Here is a 15,040-nt window from a genome sequence, read left to right as displayed (position 1 = left end):
CGCCTGCGCGCCTTCCAGTGGAGGCTGCTCGACGTATAACTACCCGCGCTACAACAGCACCGCCCAACGCACAGGCCGCGATACCTGCATGACCGCGCATGCCCCATCCGAAATCCCGCTAAGCCTTGCTGCCGAAAAAACGCGCAGCTCAATGCGTTGTTGTCGGTTGCCATCGAGAACGCGGCGGGCGGCGCCTTCTGCAACGTTTGTCCTCCTGCAGCTCCTTCAGGATGGGCCTTGTGCGCAAATTCGCCCCCATTTGCGCGTAATTCCTCATCGGAATCAATGAGACAAATCTCGATCTGCGATGAATATTTCTTGAGTGGTGTAGCGAATGTGACTTTTTGTTGCGGCTGGGTTAGGCTGCATTGCGCGACGCTATACTTCGCTCGTCGCTGCCACCACAGCGGCCGGGTTTAGCAGCCCGTTTAGGAAGGCGGACAACCGCCAGAAGGAGGCACCTCCATGCCCCAGTCTTCATTCGCCCATTCCGGGCAAATCGCATCCCCCAAGCTCCCCGTCATCCGCCAGCGCGTGCGCGCACCCCAATGGAGGATGCTCGATGTATAACTACCCGCGCTACAACATCACCGCGCAACGCGCAGGCCGCGATACCTTCCTGACCGCGCATGCTCCATCCGAAAGCCCGCTAAGCCTCGCTGCCGAAAAGACCGCGCAACTCAACGCGTTGTTGTCTGTCGCCGTCGAGAACGCGGCGGGCGGCACCTTCTGCAACCTTGGTGAAGAGACCCAGGCCCATCTGCTTTCGCTGGTGGCCGTGCTTGCGCACGAGACGCTGGTGTTGAGCGAACTGGCTGCCGCGATGGATGAGCCGAAAGGCGAGAGTGACGATGGATGATGCCAGCGCGCTGCCACAGCTTGAGGGGTGCGGAACATTCCCAAGTTCACTGCACACCGGTTGAGAAACGCAGCAACATGCCGCTGTGGGCGCGGCAACAGCTAGAATCGGCCATCGGGCCAGCCTTACCGCTGCCTTGCCGCGCCCCGCGGAATCGCACAGATCTCCGCAACAAGGGAGCCAATCCAGACTTCGAATTCCGCATGCGTCTCGTCATCAAGCGCCTTTCCTTGCTGCTAGCCCTGGCTTTCAGCGTATCCGCAAACGCCGCGCCGGGCGTGGCCCACGCGCCGGCGCCAGCTGCCGCGAAGCTGCCCAGCGCGGCGCCGGCGGAAGTCGTCAGCGTGGAAGGCATTACCGAGTACCGGCTGCCCAACGGCCTGCGCGTGCTGCTTGCGCCCGATGCTGCGCAGCCCGTCACCACGGTCAACATGACCTACCTGGTCGGCAGCCGCCATGAGAACTATGGCGAGACTGGCATGGCGCACTTGCTCGAACACCTGTTGTTCAAGGGCACGCCGGCGCTGCCGGGCAACACCATTGCGCAGGAGCTCACGCGCCGTGGCATGCAGTTCAACGGCACCACCGCGTTCGACCGCACCAACTACTACGAGAGCTTCACCGCCAGCGAGGAAAACCTCGACTGGGCGTTGAAGATGGAAGCGGACCGCATGGTCAACAGCTTTATCGCCCGCGAGGCGCTCGACAGCGAGATGACGGTGGTGCGCAACGAGATGGAGCGCGCCGAGAACAATCCCGGTGGCATGCTGATGCAGCAGATGCGCTCGGCCGCCTACCGCTGGCACAACTACGGCAAGGCGCCGATCGGCGCGCGCAGCGACGTGGAGCACGTCGCCATCGGCAACCTGCAGGACTTCTACCATCGCTATTACCAGCCTGACAACGCGGTGCTGGTGGTGGCGGGCAAGTTCGACGTGGCCGCCACGCTCGCGCGCATCGGCAAGTACTTCGGCGCGATCCCCCGGCCCACGCGCGCGCTGCCGGTCCAGTACACCGTGGAGCCGCCGCAGGAGGGCGCGCGCGAGGTCACGCTGCGCCGCGTGGGCGACTCGCAACTGGTCGCGGTGCAATATCACATCGCACCGGGCGCGCATCCGGATACGGTGGCCCTGCAGCTGCTCGCCGATATCCTGACCGATGGCTCGGGCGGCCGCCTGTACAAGGCGCTGGTCGAGAGCGGCAAGGCCAGCTGGCAGTCTGGCTCGGTATCGGGCATGAAGGATCCCGGCTCGGTGCTGTTCGCCGCCGGGCTGAGCAAGACGCAGGATCTCGAAGCCGCGCGCCAGGTGCTGGTGGCGCAGGTGGAGGGCTTTGCCGCCCGGCCGGTGACGCAGGTGGAGCTGGACCGCGCCCGCACCCGCCTGCTCAACAGCTACGAGCGCCTGCTGGAGAATCCTTCCGGCTACGCCGTCGCCTTGTCCGAGGCCATCGCCAAGGGCGACTGGCGCCTGCTGCTGGTGGCACGCCAGCAGGCCGAGCGCGTCACGCTGGCGGACTTGCAACGGGTCGCGCAGAACTATCTGCGCGCCAGCAACCGCACGCTCGGCCGCTTCATCCCCATCGACATGCCGGGCGATGCGCCGGCCGAGACGCTGGCCCGGGCCACCATGCCCGCCGCGCCGGACGTCGCCGCGCTGGTGGCGGCCTACCAGGGCAAGCCGCCCAAGGCCGCGGTGGCCGCCTTTGATCCCAGCCCGGACAATATCGAGGCGCACACGCTGCGCGGCAAGCTGGCCAACGGCATGCAGTTCGCGCTGCTGCCCAAGCCCAGCCGCGGCCAGACTGTTAACGGCACGCTGATCCTGCGCATGGGCGACGTCGCCAGCCTGCAAGGCCAGGATGCGGTCGGCAGCCTCACCGCCGCCATGCTGATGCGCGGCACCGTCCGCCTGGAGCGGCAGCAGATTGCCGACCGACTGTCCGCGCTCAAGGCGGTGGTGTCGGTCCAGGGCGATGCCGAGGCGGTCACTGTGCGTTTTGAAGCGCGCCGCGAAACGCTGGCCGACACGCTCGCGCTGCTGCGCGACATCCTGCGCGAGCCGAGCCTGCCCGCCGCGGAGTTCGAGACCCTGCGCGCCAACGCCATCGCCGGCATCGAGAGCGGCCTGGGCCAGCCCGAGGCGATCGCGTCGAACGTGCTTGGCCGTCACGGCAATCCCTACCCATTGGGGGATCCGCGCTATGTCGGCACCCCGCAGGAGGACATCGCGGCGCTGCGGCAAGTGCAACTGGCCGACCTGCGCGCCTTCCACACGCGCTTCTACGGCGCGAGCCACGGCCAGGTGGCGCTGGTCGGTGACTTCGACCGCGAGGCGGCGCAGGCGCAACTGGCCACGCTGTTCGGCGACTGGCAGGCCCAGGCGCCGTATGCGCGCATCGAACGCCCCTTTGTGCCGCTGGCACCGGCGCACCTGACCCGCGAGACGCCGGACAAGGCCAATGCCATCTACCTGGCCGCGCTGCCGGTCGCGCTGACCAGCGATGCACCGGAATATCCGGCCCTGGTGATCGCCAATCGTGTGTTCGGCGGGAGCGCGCTCAAGAGCCGGCTGGCGGATCGCCTGCGCCAACACGACGGCATCAGTTACAGTGTCGGCAGTTTCGTTCAGGTGGGTGCGCTCGACACCAACGGGCGCTTCGGCATGCAAGCGCTCTATGCGCCGCAGAACCTGGGCAAGCTCAAGCGTGGCGTGGAAGAAGAACTGTCGCGGCTGGCAGCCGCCGGCATCACGCCGCAGGAGCTGGCACAAGCCAGGAGTGGCCTGCTGCAGCAAGGCACGCTGGCCCGCACCAGCGATTCCGCGTTGGCCGGCACGCTCGCCAGCCAGCTATTTCTGGGGCGCACGATGCGCTTTGTCACGGAATACGAGCAAGGTATCGCCACGGCGACCGTCGAACAGGTCAACGCGGCCATCCGCAAGCACCTGGACCCGGCGCGGGCGGTGCATGTGTATGCGGGAGATTTTTCTGTCACGGCAGTGCAAGATGCCGGGGCGACGATAAAGACAATAAAGGCGATAGAGGCGAATGAGCCGGCAAACGAAGCCGTGGCCGTCCCCTAAAAGGCAATACTGGAGGAAAATAGTGGCAACGCAGGGCGGTGTGGGACACCGCTGGCGCAGTAGTCCAAACGGCTTGGGGGCAACCCCTTGCTGCAATGACGCGTTGACTGTATATTCGTACAGTATAAGACGATATAAGAGGTGTGGATGTCAATAGTGCGAGCTAGCAGCAAAGCAGAAGCGCTTCGGCTTCTCGCATCGAAAGATGTGCTGGCGCTTGAGCTGGACTATGAAACCGGATGGCAGGACGCCGTCGAACTTGGCCGGCTCGGAGAGAAACGCGGCATCAAAGTGCAATACCGCGGACAGGAAAGCATTGCCGTCCATTCGCGCGAGGCCCTGATCGAAGGGCTGGCTAAGACCAAGACCACCTTCAGGCAGCGCAATCTGTATTGCCAGTTCGATCTCGGCACGCTTGCCGACCATGAACTGCTCGATCTCGAAGCCAAGGCGACCCGACTGGGCGACTACATCCTGGCAGGCCATCTGCTAAGGGATGTGGACGGAGTCTGGCCGCAAGAAGCGCAGTAACGCAGACAAAGCGCGGCAAGACCAAGCAAGACACAGCAAGACCCACTAATAGGCGTCATTCACGTCAAACGCAGCGGACCTGGCCCATCGCCTCGCCCCGCTGCCCCGACCCACGGCGCCAGCCCTGCCGCGCGATGCGGCCAGACGCGTTTTTCGGCCGGCACCCCGCCGGTGCGGGCATCGCGCCGCCTCGCCAGCCATTCCCTTCCGCCCCCCAAGTAGTGCAAGACAGGTCACCCTGCGCCGCCATCACGGCGCAATCGCACTACACTGGAATTCTGCGTGCCGATCTCGCACCACGGCCTGTTAGCGTGGGCGACATGCCGAAAGGAAGAGACAAACCATGACAGACCTGTCCGCCCCCCTGCTCGATGCGCCGCCGAGTGCCGAGGAAAAGCGCAAGCGCATCTACGCGATCGTGGCCGCGTCTTCCGGCAATCTGGTCGAGTGGTTCGACTTTTACGTCTACGCGTTCTGCGCCATTTACTTCGCGGGGTCCTTCTTCCCCAAATCCGATCCCACGGCGCAATTGCTGAACACCGCCGGCGTATTTGCCGCAGGCTTCCTGATGCGGCCGATTGGCGGGTGGCTGTTCGGGCGGATTGCCGACCGGCATGGCCGCAAGAACTCGCTGCTGATCTCGGTGACGATGATGTGCTGCGGCTCGCTGCTGATCGCCAGCCTGCCTACCTACAACAGCATTGGCGCCTGGGCGCCGGCGCTGCTGCTGGTCGCGCGGCTGCTGCAGGGACTGTCCGTCGGCGGCGAATACGGCACCACCGCCACCTATATGAGCGAGGTGGCGCTCAAGGGCCAGCGGGGATTTTTCTCCTCGTTCCAATATGTCACGCTGATCGGCGGGCAGTTGCTGGCGGTGCTTGTGGTGGTGGTGCTGCAGCAGTTCCTCGACGAGGCTGAGCTCAAGGCATGGGGCTGGCGCATCCCGTTCGTGATCGGCGCCGCCACGGCGGTGGTAGCACTGTTCCTGCGCCGCACCCTGCATGAAACGACCTCCGCCGCCACCCGGGCGAGCAAGGAGGCCGGCACGTTGACGGAGCTGTTCCGCAACCACAAGGCAGCCTTCTTCACCGTGCTTGGCTACACCGCGGGCGGCTCGCTGATCTTTTATACCTTCACCACGTATATGCAGAAGTACCTGGTCAACTCGGCCGGCATGTCGATCAAGACAGCCAGCTACGTGATGACCGGCTGCCTGTTCTTCTACATGTGCATGCAGCCGTTCTTCGGCGCGCTGTCGGACCGCATCGGGCGGCGCACCAATATGCTGCTGTTCGGCGCGCTCGGCACGCTGGCCACGGTTCCGATCCTGACGACGCTCGGGAGCGTGAAGAGTCCCTTTGTCGCCTTCGTGCTGATCTCGCTGGCGCTGGCCATTGTGAGCCTCTACACCTCCATCAGCGGCATTGTGAAGGCCGAGATGTTCCCGACCGAGATCCGGGCGCTGGGGGTGGGACTGGCCTATGCCGTGGCCAACGCGATCTTCGGCGGCTCGGCCGAGTATGTCGCGCTGGACCTGAAATCGCTAGGCCACGAATCCAGCTTCTACTGGTACGTGACGGCGATGATGGTGATCGTGTTCCTGGTCAGCTTCCGGCTGCCGCGGCAGGCCAGGTACCTGCACCACGAGCACTGACGCGCCAGCGCGTCAGATGGGAAAGGCAGCGCGCTGGCGCGCGCCTGCCCGGCTTGCCACGTGCCTGGGGCCCACGGCCAGCTCGATGCCCACGCCATCGCCAAGCAACAATGCCTGCGACGCCGTGCGCACGCCCATGCCGCCACCGAGGTCATCGGCCCGCAGCCCGAAGGCCGTCTCGCTCGCCCACATGCCCAGCGCAGCGCCATCGCGCTTGAGCGTCAGCACGGCCTTGTGCGAGGTATAGGACAGCCAGCGCCGCGCCACGTGATGCACCGGCAGGCACAGGCGCTCGGCCAGCGCGTCCAGCACGTCGAGGTCCACCGCGCCGGGCAAGGCCAGGCGGCAGGCATTGAGCGGCATCAGCAGCCGGCTGGCAAAGGCATAGGCGAGCCCGCCGGCCGAGTCATCGTCCGGCATGGCCATCAGCTCGGCGTTGGTGCACTCCACGTAATCCAGCTCGCTGCCACCCAGAAGCTGGCGGCCTAGCAGGTACGCAATCATGAAGCGCACATCCGGCGCTGCCAGGCTATCGCTGTAGAGAATGGTCCAGGCGCCCGTGCCCGTGCGATACAGCGCGCCGTCGAAGCTTTGCAGGCGGGTTGGCTGGACCGAGGAAACCGGATCGTCGCGGCCCAGCGCGCCGGCGGCATCGAGCGCCAGGCGGATGCAGTCCAGCGGCATGTAGGCGGGCCGCGCGGCGCGGGCCATCAGCGCTGCGATGATCGGGTAGCAAGGTGCGGTGCTATCCGGGCCCGCGTGGTCGTTGCCGGGCGCCGTTTGCGAGGGCGGCGCATCGAGTTGGCAAGGGGCACGCATGGACGGAAAACCGGCGTAGCTAGCGGGAACCTTGAGAGCGGCAATCGCCATCGGGGCAGCCTCCGTTGAGACAACAGGACATTGCGTTGCGCGTGTCCATTGGCCGGGCCGATGCACGCTGCCCACAAGTGGCACTAGTGCGGCACGGGCCCTCTCGCGGAGCCCGCCGGTCATGCCGGCAGGCATCCGCGCCCTCCGATCAGTCGCGCAGCAGCTGCTTGGCGATGATCAGTTGCTGGATCTGCGTGGTGCCTTCATACAGGCGCAGCAGGCGCACGTCGCGATAGAAACGCTCTGCCTTGTACTCGGCGATATAACCGGCGCCGCCATGGATCTGCACAGCGCGGTCGGCCACGCGGCCCACCATCTCGGTGCAGAACATCTTGGTGCAGGAGGCCAGCATGCTGACTTCCGGATCGCTCTTGCCCGGGGTCTTGGCATCGTAGCGCTGGGCGCAATCGCGCACCATCGACAAGCCGGCGTACAGCTCGGCCTGGCTATCGGCCAGCATGGCCTGGATCAGCTGGAAATCGCCGATCGGCTGGCCGAACTGCTTGCGCTCCTTGGCATAGGCCACGGCATCGGTAATCAGGCGGTGCGCCATGCCGCAGGCCAGCGCCGAGATATGCAGGCGGCCGCGGTCGAGCACCTTCATGGCCGTCTTGAAGCCAACGCCGGGCACGCCGCCGATGATGTTGGCCGCCGGCACGCGCACGTTTTCCAGCACCACGTCGCAGGTCTTGGTGCCGCGCTGGCCCATCTTCTTGTCCGGCTTGCCAAGCGAAATGCCCGGGGTGTTGGCCGGCACGATGAACGAGGAGATGCCCGAAGCGCCGGCACCGCCGGTGCGCGCCATCAGGGTGAAAGCGCCCGCGCGCGGTGCGTTGGTGATGAAGCGCTTGGTGCCGTTGATGATGTAGTGGTCGCCGTCGAGCTCGGCCTTGGTCTGCAGCGAAGCCGCATCGGAGCCGGCATTGGGCTCGGTCAGCGCGAACGAGATCACCAGTTCGCCGCTGGCGATCTTGGGCAGGTATTCCTGCTTTTGCGCCTCGGTGCCGTCCATCAGGATGCCCTGCGAGCCGATGCCGACATTGGTGCCGAAGACCGAGCGGAAGGCAAAGGCTGTGTGGCCAAGGTCGTACACCACGTCGCATTCCTGCGACATCGACAGGCCGATGCCACCATAGTTCTCAGGGATGGAGATCCCGAACAGGCCCATCTCCTTCATGTCGGCAACGATGTCCGCCGGCACATCGTCGGTTTCCTCGAGCGTGTCTTCCGCCGGCTTCAGGCGTTCGTCGATGAAACGCTGCACCGACGCGCGCAGCAGCGAAAAGGATTCTGCATCCAGGCTCATGGGGATCTCCGGTCAAAGCAAGCAACGATGTGCCCAACATGGTACGCCGTCACCCGATTTTGACAATCCCACAGGTCTTGAACAGAATGGATAATCCCTTTTGACAATAAGGATAAGAGCATAAAGAGGCATATTCTTGGTGCCGCTGGCCTCCTGCCGGCTAGCGCCCTGCCGCTTCGGCGGCGAAATCGCTAAGCTCCCGCGCCCGGTCCGCCGTCATCTGCATAAAACAGGCGGACGCGTTGACACCGGCGATCGTGCCGCCATCGGGATCGGCCTGGAAGCTGCAATTGGCGTCCCGGAACTTCAGCCAAGCGCGCTGGGCGTCGAGCAATGTTGCTTTCCTGGCAGGAGGCAGTGCCTGTTGAAGGCTTTTATAGGCGGCATTCAACGATTTATCCTGCCGCGCCGTCTCCGCCGCGATGCAGTCGTGCATGCCAGCGGTAGTGACATCCGGACGATCCATGCAGGCCCCGTATTGCTTTGACAACAATTTTTCATCCGCCTGCGCGGCAAAAGACGCGCAAAGCAGCAACGCGGAAAGCAGCGCTTTTTTCATATCGGGTCTGGGGTCTGGCAGGGGGGGAATTTGATGAGGAGCGCCATTGGCCTTGCGCAAGGCTTGCGCCAATGGCTTGCCGCAGTGCCCACAAAGGGGAAGCTAGCGCCGGCGGGGCCGGCGCCACTGCGTCATTGAGACAGCAATGCGATCAGGCTTCGGCGATCAGGAAGCGGGCACGGTTCTTACCCAGCCAACCCGGTGCGCGGCCACGGCCGGTCCAGGTGGCGCCAGTCTTGGGATCGCGATACTTCGCGGGCAGGGTGGACTTGGGCTTAGCCGCGGCGCCATTCGCGCTGGCTGCCGGGCGGCCCCGGCGGCGCTTCGGGGCGATGTCGTCTGCCGTCAGCTCATATTCCGCCATCAGGCCCTGGATCTGCGCAATAACGCCCGCCACTTCGCTGGCACGCATCTCGGCCAGCTTTGCTTCGAGCGCTTCCTTCTCTGCAATCAGCTGCTTGTAAGTTGCCATTTTGATTCTCCTGGAGCGGTGTTAATTCAATGATAGGGGAAAATTTGCTGGCATAGCCTACCACGTTTGATTAAAGAAAATCCAATCGCGTAAGAAGTTGATACAACCGACCAGATTTGCACAAGAATAGAAAACGCCGTGGACACGCCGAATGCGGGTGCGATTGGACGCCGGATCGCACGTGCGAAGCCTCCGCATTGCGGATCGCAATGCGGGTTCAGGTAATACCCTATATGCGGGATTTCTCTGCCATGCCATCGCCACCATTGGATCCCCCCATTGGCCCCCCCCATTGGATCCCCCCATTGGCATGCGCCCTGACGGTGCATTCACCCGACAGCGCGATGACACAATATGACAACATTCCGAAAGGTTCCTGAAAGGCCATTGCCCCGCAGGCATGGAAGCCGCAATTCCCGTTCTGCCACAAAAAATGTACAGACAATGTGATAGAAAAGCCTGTCGGAGCGCGCCCGGCTTTGCCGTAATTGCCCCCAAACCGGATAATCGCATGGGCCTGAAGCTAAGCAATATCCACTTTTTAGCGCAAGCTCGCATGCATCCACGCCTGGACTCGATCCTGACTTGGATGCCTGGCATTCAAGCCCCATCCATCATTCAAAAACAGGAAATGGCAATCCGCTAGCGCGATGCAAGCCCCGGCGGACCGGCTCTCGCACGGCGTTTGATACGCTGCATTCGCGCTTGCGGAATCCAGTGTTCAATGTCATTCCAATAGGCGCTGGACCGCGCCGGACCGCATTGCACGCAAAGGCCGTGCGGATTTCTCCTTTCCTTACCGACCGGGCCGGTGATACCGTGCAAATCGCGCCATTCCAAAGTGAGCCGGCAACGCCAATTTGGGGGGAAACGCCGTGTCGCATAGTCCGGAGCAAATCCCTGAGACGCCGATAGCACCGCGCGAGTTCCGCCGCCGCGGTGCGCTGGCGCCGGGCCAGGCGTAACACCCCGGCGAATCCGTGTTCTACCCGCTCCTATCCGGCCTGGACGCTGTCGTGGCGCGCCTGGCGCTGGCTGGAATTCGCCACCAATTTCCGGCGCCTGGACCGGCGCATGCACAATCAATCGATGATCGCCGATCACCAGCGCACGGTGGTGAGCGAACGCAATATCGGCAACGGATATTTCTCCGCTGTAGTGGCAATCCGCTCCCCCGCACTGGAAGAAACCGTTGCTTGCGAAGATCATCGCTTCGACATCAGGGGACATCAGGGGGCATAAGGGAATAAAGGGAATGCCTCGGCGCAATCCTTTGCGCATCGGCCTTTGACGCAATTGCGTTGTCTTGGCTTGCCCGTCTTTAGATGGCGTGCCGCCACCAGGAGCGGCCAGCATGGCTGGCTCCCGCATTAGACGCGCGGCGGCTTGATAAACTGTTTGCCATGCCCGTCAACGCCAGCACGCTTTCACCCGAACAAGAGCAAGCCACCAAATGGACCTGAACGCCTTACGCCTTTTCGTGGACATCGTCGACGCCGGCAACCTCTCGGCTGCCGCGCGCAAGCTCAAGATGACCCGCGCCAACGTGAGCTACCACCTCAAGGCGCTGGAAGAAGCGCTGGGCGTGCAGCTGCTGCGCCGGACCACCCGGCACGTCGAGCCCACTCCCGTGGGCGCCGGCCTGTACGAGCACGGGCGCAACATCCTCGGTGAAGTGGCGGCGGCTAACGCGCTGATCAACAGCATGGGCAAGAGCCTGCATGGCCATGTGCGCTTGTCGGTGCCTACCGGGCTGGGGCACTCGATGCTTTCGCCGCTGCTGGTGAAGTTCAAGCACCGTTACCCCGACATCACCCTCGATGTGGTGTTCGACAACCGCATCCACAACCTGGTGTCCGAAGACGTGGAGGTGGCGCTGCGCATCATCTCCACGCCGCCGGACTCGGTGGTGGCGACCGAGATCGGCGCGGTCGAGTGGGTGGTATGCGGGTCTCCCGGCTACCTGGCCACGCAGCCGCCCCTGCGCGACCTGGCCGATCTCAAGGACCACGCCATCGTCTGCGCCTCGCCCATCGGCCAGAAGCTCAAGGCCTTTGGCACGCGCGGCACCGGCGGCGACGCCGTGCGCGAGCAAGTGGCGCTGGAGCCCACGTTAAGCTCGGAGAATTTCGCCTTCCTGAAGGACGGCGTGCTGGGCGACCTGGGCCTGGGCATCTTCCCGCTCTATGCCATCGGCGCGGAACTCGACGCGGGCACCCTGCTGCCCGTGCTGGCGGATTACCACATCAGCGTGTTCGGCAGCCGCCTCTACATGCTGACCATGCCCAACCGCTACCAGACCATGGCCACGCGCTACCTGCTGAACTTCCTCAAGACCGAACTGCAGGCCCTGTGGCCACAACCGCGCCGCTTGCCGCCCATGGATGCGCACGACGAAGCATGACACGCCGCGCATGGCACCCCGGCGCCAAAGGCACCGTCTATAGTAGGAAGCGCTAGGGTCCGTCGCGGCCCTGAGCGCAACGTACAGCGAAGGAGACGCATCATGGCCTTGGCTACCACCCTGGCAAATTGCCTCAACAGCAGGAACAGCCGTTTCGACACCATCCGCCATCCCTACACCCTCAGCAGCATGGCCACTGCGGAGGCAGCGCACGTTCCCGGAGATCGCCTGGCCAAGACCCTGTTGCTGGAGGATGACATCGGCTACGTAGCCGCGGTGATCCCGTCCAGCCATCACCTGAACCTGGCAGCCATCTGCGCGCAATCCGGCCGCACGCTGGTACTCGCCCACGAAGACGAGATCCGCGAAGTCTTCAAGGATTGCGACCTGGGCGCCATCCCGCCGGTAGCCATGGCCTACGGCATGCACACCTACCTCGACGAAGCCCTGCTGGCCCAGCCCGAAGTGTTCTTTGAAGCCGGCGATCACCAACAACTCGTGCACATGAGCAGCGAACAGTTCGCCGACCTGATGGTCGGTGCCGAGCACGGGCGCTTCTCGCGCCACATGATGTAGCGGGCCGAAGCCGCCGAACGGGCCAAAACCGCGCGCCATGACGACGGCTGTCTCTCCCTCTCCCCTCATGGGGAGAGGGCCGGGGAGAGGCGTGGCTTAGCTAGGAGCCACTTGAAGCGAAGCCCGTGTTTTTGCCTCGCGCCGGCGGCCTTACTGCAGGCTGATCCCCGACTGCTTGACCAGCTTCTCCGTGCGCGGGATTTCCGCGCCTACCATGGCGTTGAAATCCGCCACCGAACCGCCGCGCGGCTCCGCGCCGGTTGCAGCGAGCCTCTCGCGAAAACCTTGGTCCTTGAGCAGCTTGTTGATCGAGACATTCAACTTGGCAACCACCTCGGCTGGTGTGCCTTTCGGCGCGACAATCCCGTACCAGGGCGCGATATCGAAGCCCGGATAGCCCTGCTCGGCAATGGTGGGAATATCCGGCGCCATCGGCGAGCGCCTGGCATTGGAAACACCCAGCGCACGCAGCTTGCCCGCCTTCACATACGGCAACCCCGTCATGATGGTGTCGAAGTACATCGACACCTGTCCGGAAAGCAAGGCGGGAATCGCCTCGCCCGCGCCTTTGTACGGCACGTGGACGATATCGATGCCGGCCAGCGCCTTGAGCATCTCGCCTGCCATATGCGACGTGGTGCCCGCGCCAAACGACGCATAGGTCAGCTTGCCTGGATTGGCCTTGGCGTAAGCGATCATTTCCGGCAGCGTCTTGAAGGGCAGGCCGGGGCTGGCCAGCAGGATGTTCGGCGTGATGGCCACCACCGCGACCTTCTCGAAGGCGTCTGGATCGTAGCTGAGCTTCTTGTAGAGGAAGCGGTTGGTCACCATGGAAGCAGGCCCCGACATCAGCAAGGTGTAGCCGTCTCCAGGCGCGCGCGCGGCTGCTTCGCTGCCGATCATGGCCGCGGCGCCTGGCCGGTTTTCGACGACGAAGGTCTGGCCGTACTCGCGGCCCAGGCCGATGCCGAGCTGGCGCGTGATGAGATCGGTAGCGGAGCCGGCCTGGAACGGCACGACGATGCGCACGGGTTGGGTGGGCCAGTCGTGCGTGGATTGCGCCGATACAGGGGACGTGGCAAGTAAGCCGGTGGCCAGCATGGCCGCCAGCACGATGGCGCCGGTGCGGTGTTGGAGCAAACGGATGGACATGGGATTCCTTGCTTTTGCGGAAGTGAAGACGTGAACCGTCGTGGTGGCAGCGACGGGCGATGCGCTTGAATTGCAAGTGCTGTGCCATCCGGTTTGAGCCGGAAAGCCGGTCCGCGCGGACGCGGCTGGGCCACCCCCGCCGTTACCGTGGTGTTGGGTTGGCTAGCGCACCGCGATGGTCAGCGGGGCTTCGCGCCGCGGTGCATCCTGCTTGTGTGGCGCACTGGTTTGGACCGATCCGTGACGGCTCCGGGAACGTCGCGGATCAGCCGCTCACGCCACCAGCCTGTGCCACCATTGCGCCCAGCAGCACATTGGCGCCGGCTTCCAGGTGCTCGGGCTTGGCGTCTTCCACTTCGTTATGGCTGATGCCGTCCTTGCACGGGACAAAGATCATGGCGGTAGGCGCCACCGTGGCGATATACACCGCGTCGTGGCCAGCGCCGGTGACGATGTCCTGATGCGTGTAGCCCAGCGCCGCCGCCTGCTGGCGCACGTGGCCCACCAGTTCCGGCGCGAACGGCGTGGGCGGGAAATACTGCACGTCTTCGATCTGCACGCCGAGCGGGTTGCCCGTGGTCTTGCCTTGCGCGAGCGCGTCGCAGGCCGCGCGCAGGCGGGCGTCCATCTCGGCTAGCTTGCCGGCGTCCTGGTGGCGCAGGTCCACCGTGAACTTCACCGTGCCGGGAATCACATTGCGCGAGGCCGGATGGACATCGAGCACACCGACCGTGCCGCGCCCGTGCGGCGCGAAATCGTGCGCGATGCGCACCACCTCCTGCAGGATGAATGACGCGCCATATAGCGCATCCCGGCGCAGCGGCATCGGCGTGGGGCCGGCATGGGCTTCCATGCCGGTGACGGTCACGTCGTACCAGCGCAGGCCTAGCGAGCCGGTCACCACGCCGATCACGTTTTCGGCGTCCTCCAGCACCGGGCCCTGCTCGATATGCGCCTCAAAATACGCGCCAATCTCGCGGCCGCCCACTTCGGCGCTGCCGGCGTAGCCGATGGCATGCAGTTCATCGTCCACGCGCTTGCCGTCGTTGTCTGTCGCTTCCAGCGCGGTCTGCAGCGGGAAGATGCCGGCGAACACGCCCGAGCCCATCATCACCGGCACAAAGCGCGTGCCTTCCTCGTTGGTCCAGATTGCCAGTTCCAGCGGCGCCTCGGTCTGCACGCCCTGGTCATTCAGGGTACGCATGACTTCCAGCCCGGCCAGCACACCAAAGCAGCCGTCGAACTTGCCGCCCGTGGGCTGCGTATCGATATGGCTGCCGGTCATCACGGGCGGCAGGCTGTCGTTGCGCCCGGCACGGCGGCCGAAGATATTGCCGACCTTGTCAACCGTGACGGCAAGGCCGGCATCGCGCATCCAGCCCGTGACCAGGTCGCGTCCCTGGCCGTCGAGCGCGGTGAGCGCCAGGCGCGCATTGCCGCCGCGCGGCGTGGCGCCGATGCGCGCCAATGCCATCAAGGACTGCCAGAGGCGGTCGCCATCGATCTTCAGTGTCGTCATGTCGGCTCTCTTTGTTCAAGCGGAATCGGGTAGCGCATCGGGTAGCGCAAGGGTT

At 64.5% G+C, this 15,040-nt stretch carries 13 protein-coding genes; 7 read left to right on the top strand and 6 right to left on the bottom strand.

The window, feature by feature from the left end; all coding sequences use genetic code 11:
• Window positions 1-562: 562 nt before the first annotated feature.
• The 4 genes from AC1Q7Q_RS08165 to AC1Q7Q_RS08150 all read left to right on the top strand — a co-directional run bounded on the left by AC1Q7Q_RS08165 (window position 563) and on the right by AC1Q7Q_RS08150 (window position 6,127).
• On the top strand, window positions 563-859 hold the full coding sequence (locus AC1Q7Q_RS08165; RefSeq protein WP_492375358.1) for a hypothetical protein: 297 nt from the start codon (window positions 563-565) through the stop codon (window positions 857-859).
• Window positions 860-1,062: 203 nt separating this feature from the next.
• Complete coding sequence (locus AC1Q7Q_RS08160) at window positions 1,063-3,942, top strand: M16 family metallopeptidase (protein ID WP_492375357.1); 2,880 nt, start codon at window positions 1,063-1,065, stop codon at window positions 3,940-3,942.
• 147 nt (window positions 3,943-4,089) lie between these two features.
• Window positions 4,090-4,473 (top strand): hypothetical protein, encoded by a 384-nt coding sequence (locus AC1Q7Q_RS08155; protein WP_006159736.1) that lies wholly within the window; start codon window positions 4,090-4,092, stop codon window positions 4,471-4,473.
• A gap of 343 nt (window positions 4,474-4,816) precedes the next feature.
• Window positions 4,817-6,127 carry an MFS family transporter gene (locus AC1Q7Q_RS08150; protein ID WP_492375356.1) on the top strand — a complete coding sequence of 437 codons (1,311 nt, stop codon included), beginning with the start codon at window positions 4,817-4,819 and terminating at the stop codon, window positions 6,125-6,127.
• A 12-nt stretch (window positions 6,128-6,139) separates the two neighbouring features.
• Here the strand turns inward: AC1Q7Q_RS08150 and AC1Q7Q_RS08145 are convergent, their stop codons facing one another.
• The 4 genes from AC1Q7Q_RS08145 to AC1Q7Q_RS08130 all read right to left on the bottom strand — a co-directional run bounded on the left by AC1Q7Q_RS08145 (window position 6,140) and on the right by AC1Q7Q_RS08130 (window position 9,334).
• The gene (locus AC1Q7Q_RS08145) at window positions 6,140-6,997 is read right to left on the bottom strand and encodes a M78 family metallopeptidase domain-containing protein (protein ID WP_492375355.1); all 858 of its coding nucleotides are present in this window, start codon (window positions 6,995-6,997) and stop codon (window positions 6,140-6,142) included.
• Between the two features lie 148 nt (window positions 6,998-7,145).
• Entirely contained in the window at window positions 7,146-8,303 is a 1,158-nt protein-coding gene (locus tag AC1Q7Q_RS08140) for an acyl-CoA dehydrogenase family protein (RefSeq protein WP_150986502.1), read from the bottom strand.
• A gap of 160 nt (window positions 8,304-8,463) precedes the next feature.
• Window positions 8,464-8,862 (bottom strand): lysozyme inhibitor LprI family protein, encoded by a 399-nt coding sequence (locus AC1Q7Q_RS08135; RefSeq protein WP_492375354.1) that lies wholly within the window; start codon window positions 8,860-8,862, stop codon window positions 8,464-8,466.
• A 151-nt stretch (window positions 8,863-9,013) separates the two neighbouring features.
• Window positions 9,014-9,334, bottom strand: coding sequence for an H-NS histone family protein (locus tag AC1Q7Q_RS08130; RefSeq protein WP_174426112.1), 321 nt, complete (start codon window positions 9,332-9,334; stop codon window positions 9,014-9,016).
• Between the two features lie 1,074 nt (window positions 9,335-10,408).
• Between AC1Q7Q_RS08130 and AC1Q7Q_RS08125 the strand changes: the two genes are divergently transcribed.
• From AC1Q7Q_RS08125 to AC1Q7Q_RS08115, 3 genes are all read left to right on the top strand, one after another.
• Window positions 10,409-10,576 carry a hypothetical protein gene (locus AC1Q7Q_RS08125; RefSeq protein WP_492375353.1) on the top strand — a complete coding sequence of 56 codons (168 nt, stop codon included), beginning with the start codon at window positions 10,409-10,411 and terminating at the stop codon, window positions 10,574-10,576.
• Between the two features lie 211 nt (window positions 10,577-10,787).
• Window positions 10,788-11,738 carry a LysR family transcriptional regulator gene (locus AC1Q7Q_RS08120; protein WP_492375352.1) on the top strand — a complete coding sequence of 317 codons (951 nt, stop codon included), beginning with the start codon at window positions 10,788-10,790 and terminating at the stop codon, window positions 11,736-11,738.
• 102 nt (window positions 11,739-11,840) lie between these two features.
• Window positions 11,841-12,314 carry an aminoacyl-tRNA deacylase gene (locus AC1Q7Q_RS08115; RefSeq protein ID WP_441632760.1) on the top strand — a complete coding sequence of 158 codons (474 nt, stop codon included), beginning with the start codon at window positions 11,841-11,843 and terminating at the stop codon, window positions 12,312-12,314.
• A gap of 150 nt (window positions 12,315-12,464) precedes the next feature.
• Here AC1Q7Q_RS08115 and AC1Q7Q_RS08110 read toward each other — a convergent pair whose 3' ends face one another.
• A complete protein-coding gene (locus AC1Q7Q_RS08110) occupies window positions 12,465-13,466 on the bottom strand; it encodes a Bug family tripartite tricarboxylate transporter substrate binding protein (protein WP_492375351.1) in 1,002 nt (333 codons plus the stop codon).
• A gap of 265 nt (window positions 13,467-13,731) precedes the next feature.
• A complete protein-coding gene (locus tag AC1Q7Q_RS08105) occupies window positions 13,732-14,985 on the bottom strand; it encodes a Zn-dependent hydrolase (RefSeq protein WP_492375350.1) in 1,254 nt (417 codons plus the stop codon).
• Between the last annotated feature and the right edge of the window lie 55 nt (window positions 14,986-15,040).

This window comes from Cupriavidus sp. GW823-FHT07A04 (assembly GCF_058794615.1).
Note: the sequence above shows the minus strand (reverse complement) of the source record. Positions and strands in the feature narration are given on the sequence as shown.

Bases quoted from the DNA above. Each gene is read 5' to 3' on its own strand.
- AC1Q7Q_RS08165 (WP_492375358.1), top strand. From the start codon at position 563: ATGTATAACTACCCGCGCTACAACATCACCGCGCAACGCGCAGGCCGC.
- AC1Q7Q_RS08160 (WP_492375357.1), top strand. From the start codon at position 1,063: ATGCGTCTCGTCATCAAGCGCCTTTCCTTGCTGCTAGCCCTGGCTTTC.
- AC1Q7Q_RS08155 (WP_006159736.1), top strand. From the start codon at position 4,090: ATGTCAATAGTGCGAGCTAGCAGCAAAGCAGAAGCGCTTCGGCTTCTC.
- AC1Q7Q_RS08150 (WP_492375356.1), top strand. From the start codon at position 4,817: ATGACAGACCTGTCCGCCCCCCTGCTCGATGCGCCGCCGAGTGCCGAG.
- AC1Q7Q_RS08145 (WP_492375355.1), bottom strand. From the start codon at position 6,997: ATGGCGATTGCCGCTCTCAAGGTTCCCGCTAGCTACGCCGGTTTTCCG.
- AC1Q7Q_RS08140 (WP_150986502.1), bottom strand. From the start codon at position 8,303: ATGAGCCTGGATGCAGAATCCTTTTCGCTGCTGCGCGCGTCGGTGCAG.
- AC1Q7Q_RS08135 (WP_492375354.1), bottom strand. From the start codon at position 8,862: ATGAAAAAAGCGCTGCTTTCCGCGTTGCTGCTTTGCGCGTCTTTTGCC.
- AC1Q7Q_RS08130 (WP_174426112.1), bottom strand. From the start codon at position 9,334: ATGGCAACTTACAAGCAGCTGATTGCAGAGAAGGAAGCGCTCGAAGCA.
- AC1Q7Q_RS08125 (WP_492375353.1), top strand. From the start codon at position 10,409: ATGCACAATCAATCGATGATCGCCGATCACCAGCGCACGGTGGTGAGC.
- AC1Q7Q_RS08120 (WP_492375352.1), top strand. From the start codon at position 10,788: ATGGACCTGAACGCCTTACGCCTTTTCGTGGACATCGTCGACGCCGGC.
- AC1Q7Q_RS08115 (WP_441632760.1), top strand. From the start codon at position 11,841: ATGGCCTTGGCTACCACCCTGGCAAATTGCCTCAACAGCAGGAACAGC.
- AC1Q7Q_RS08110 (WP_492375351.1), bottom strand. From the start codon at position 13,466: ATGTCCATCCGTTTGCTCCAACACCGCACCGGCGCCATCGTGCTGGCG.
- AC1Q7Q_RS08105 (WP_492375350.1), bottom strand. From the start codon at position 14,985: ATGACGACACTGAAGATCGATGGCGACCGCCTCTGGCAGTCCTTGATG.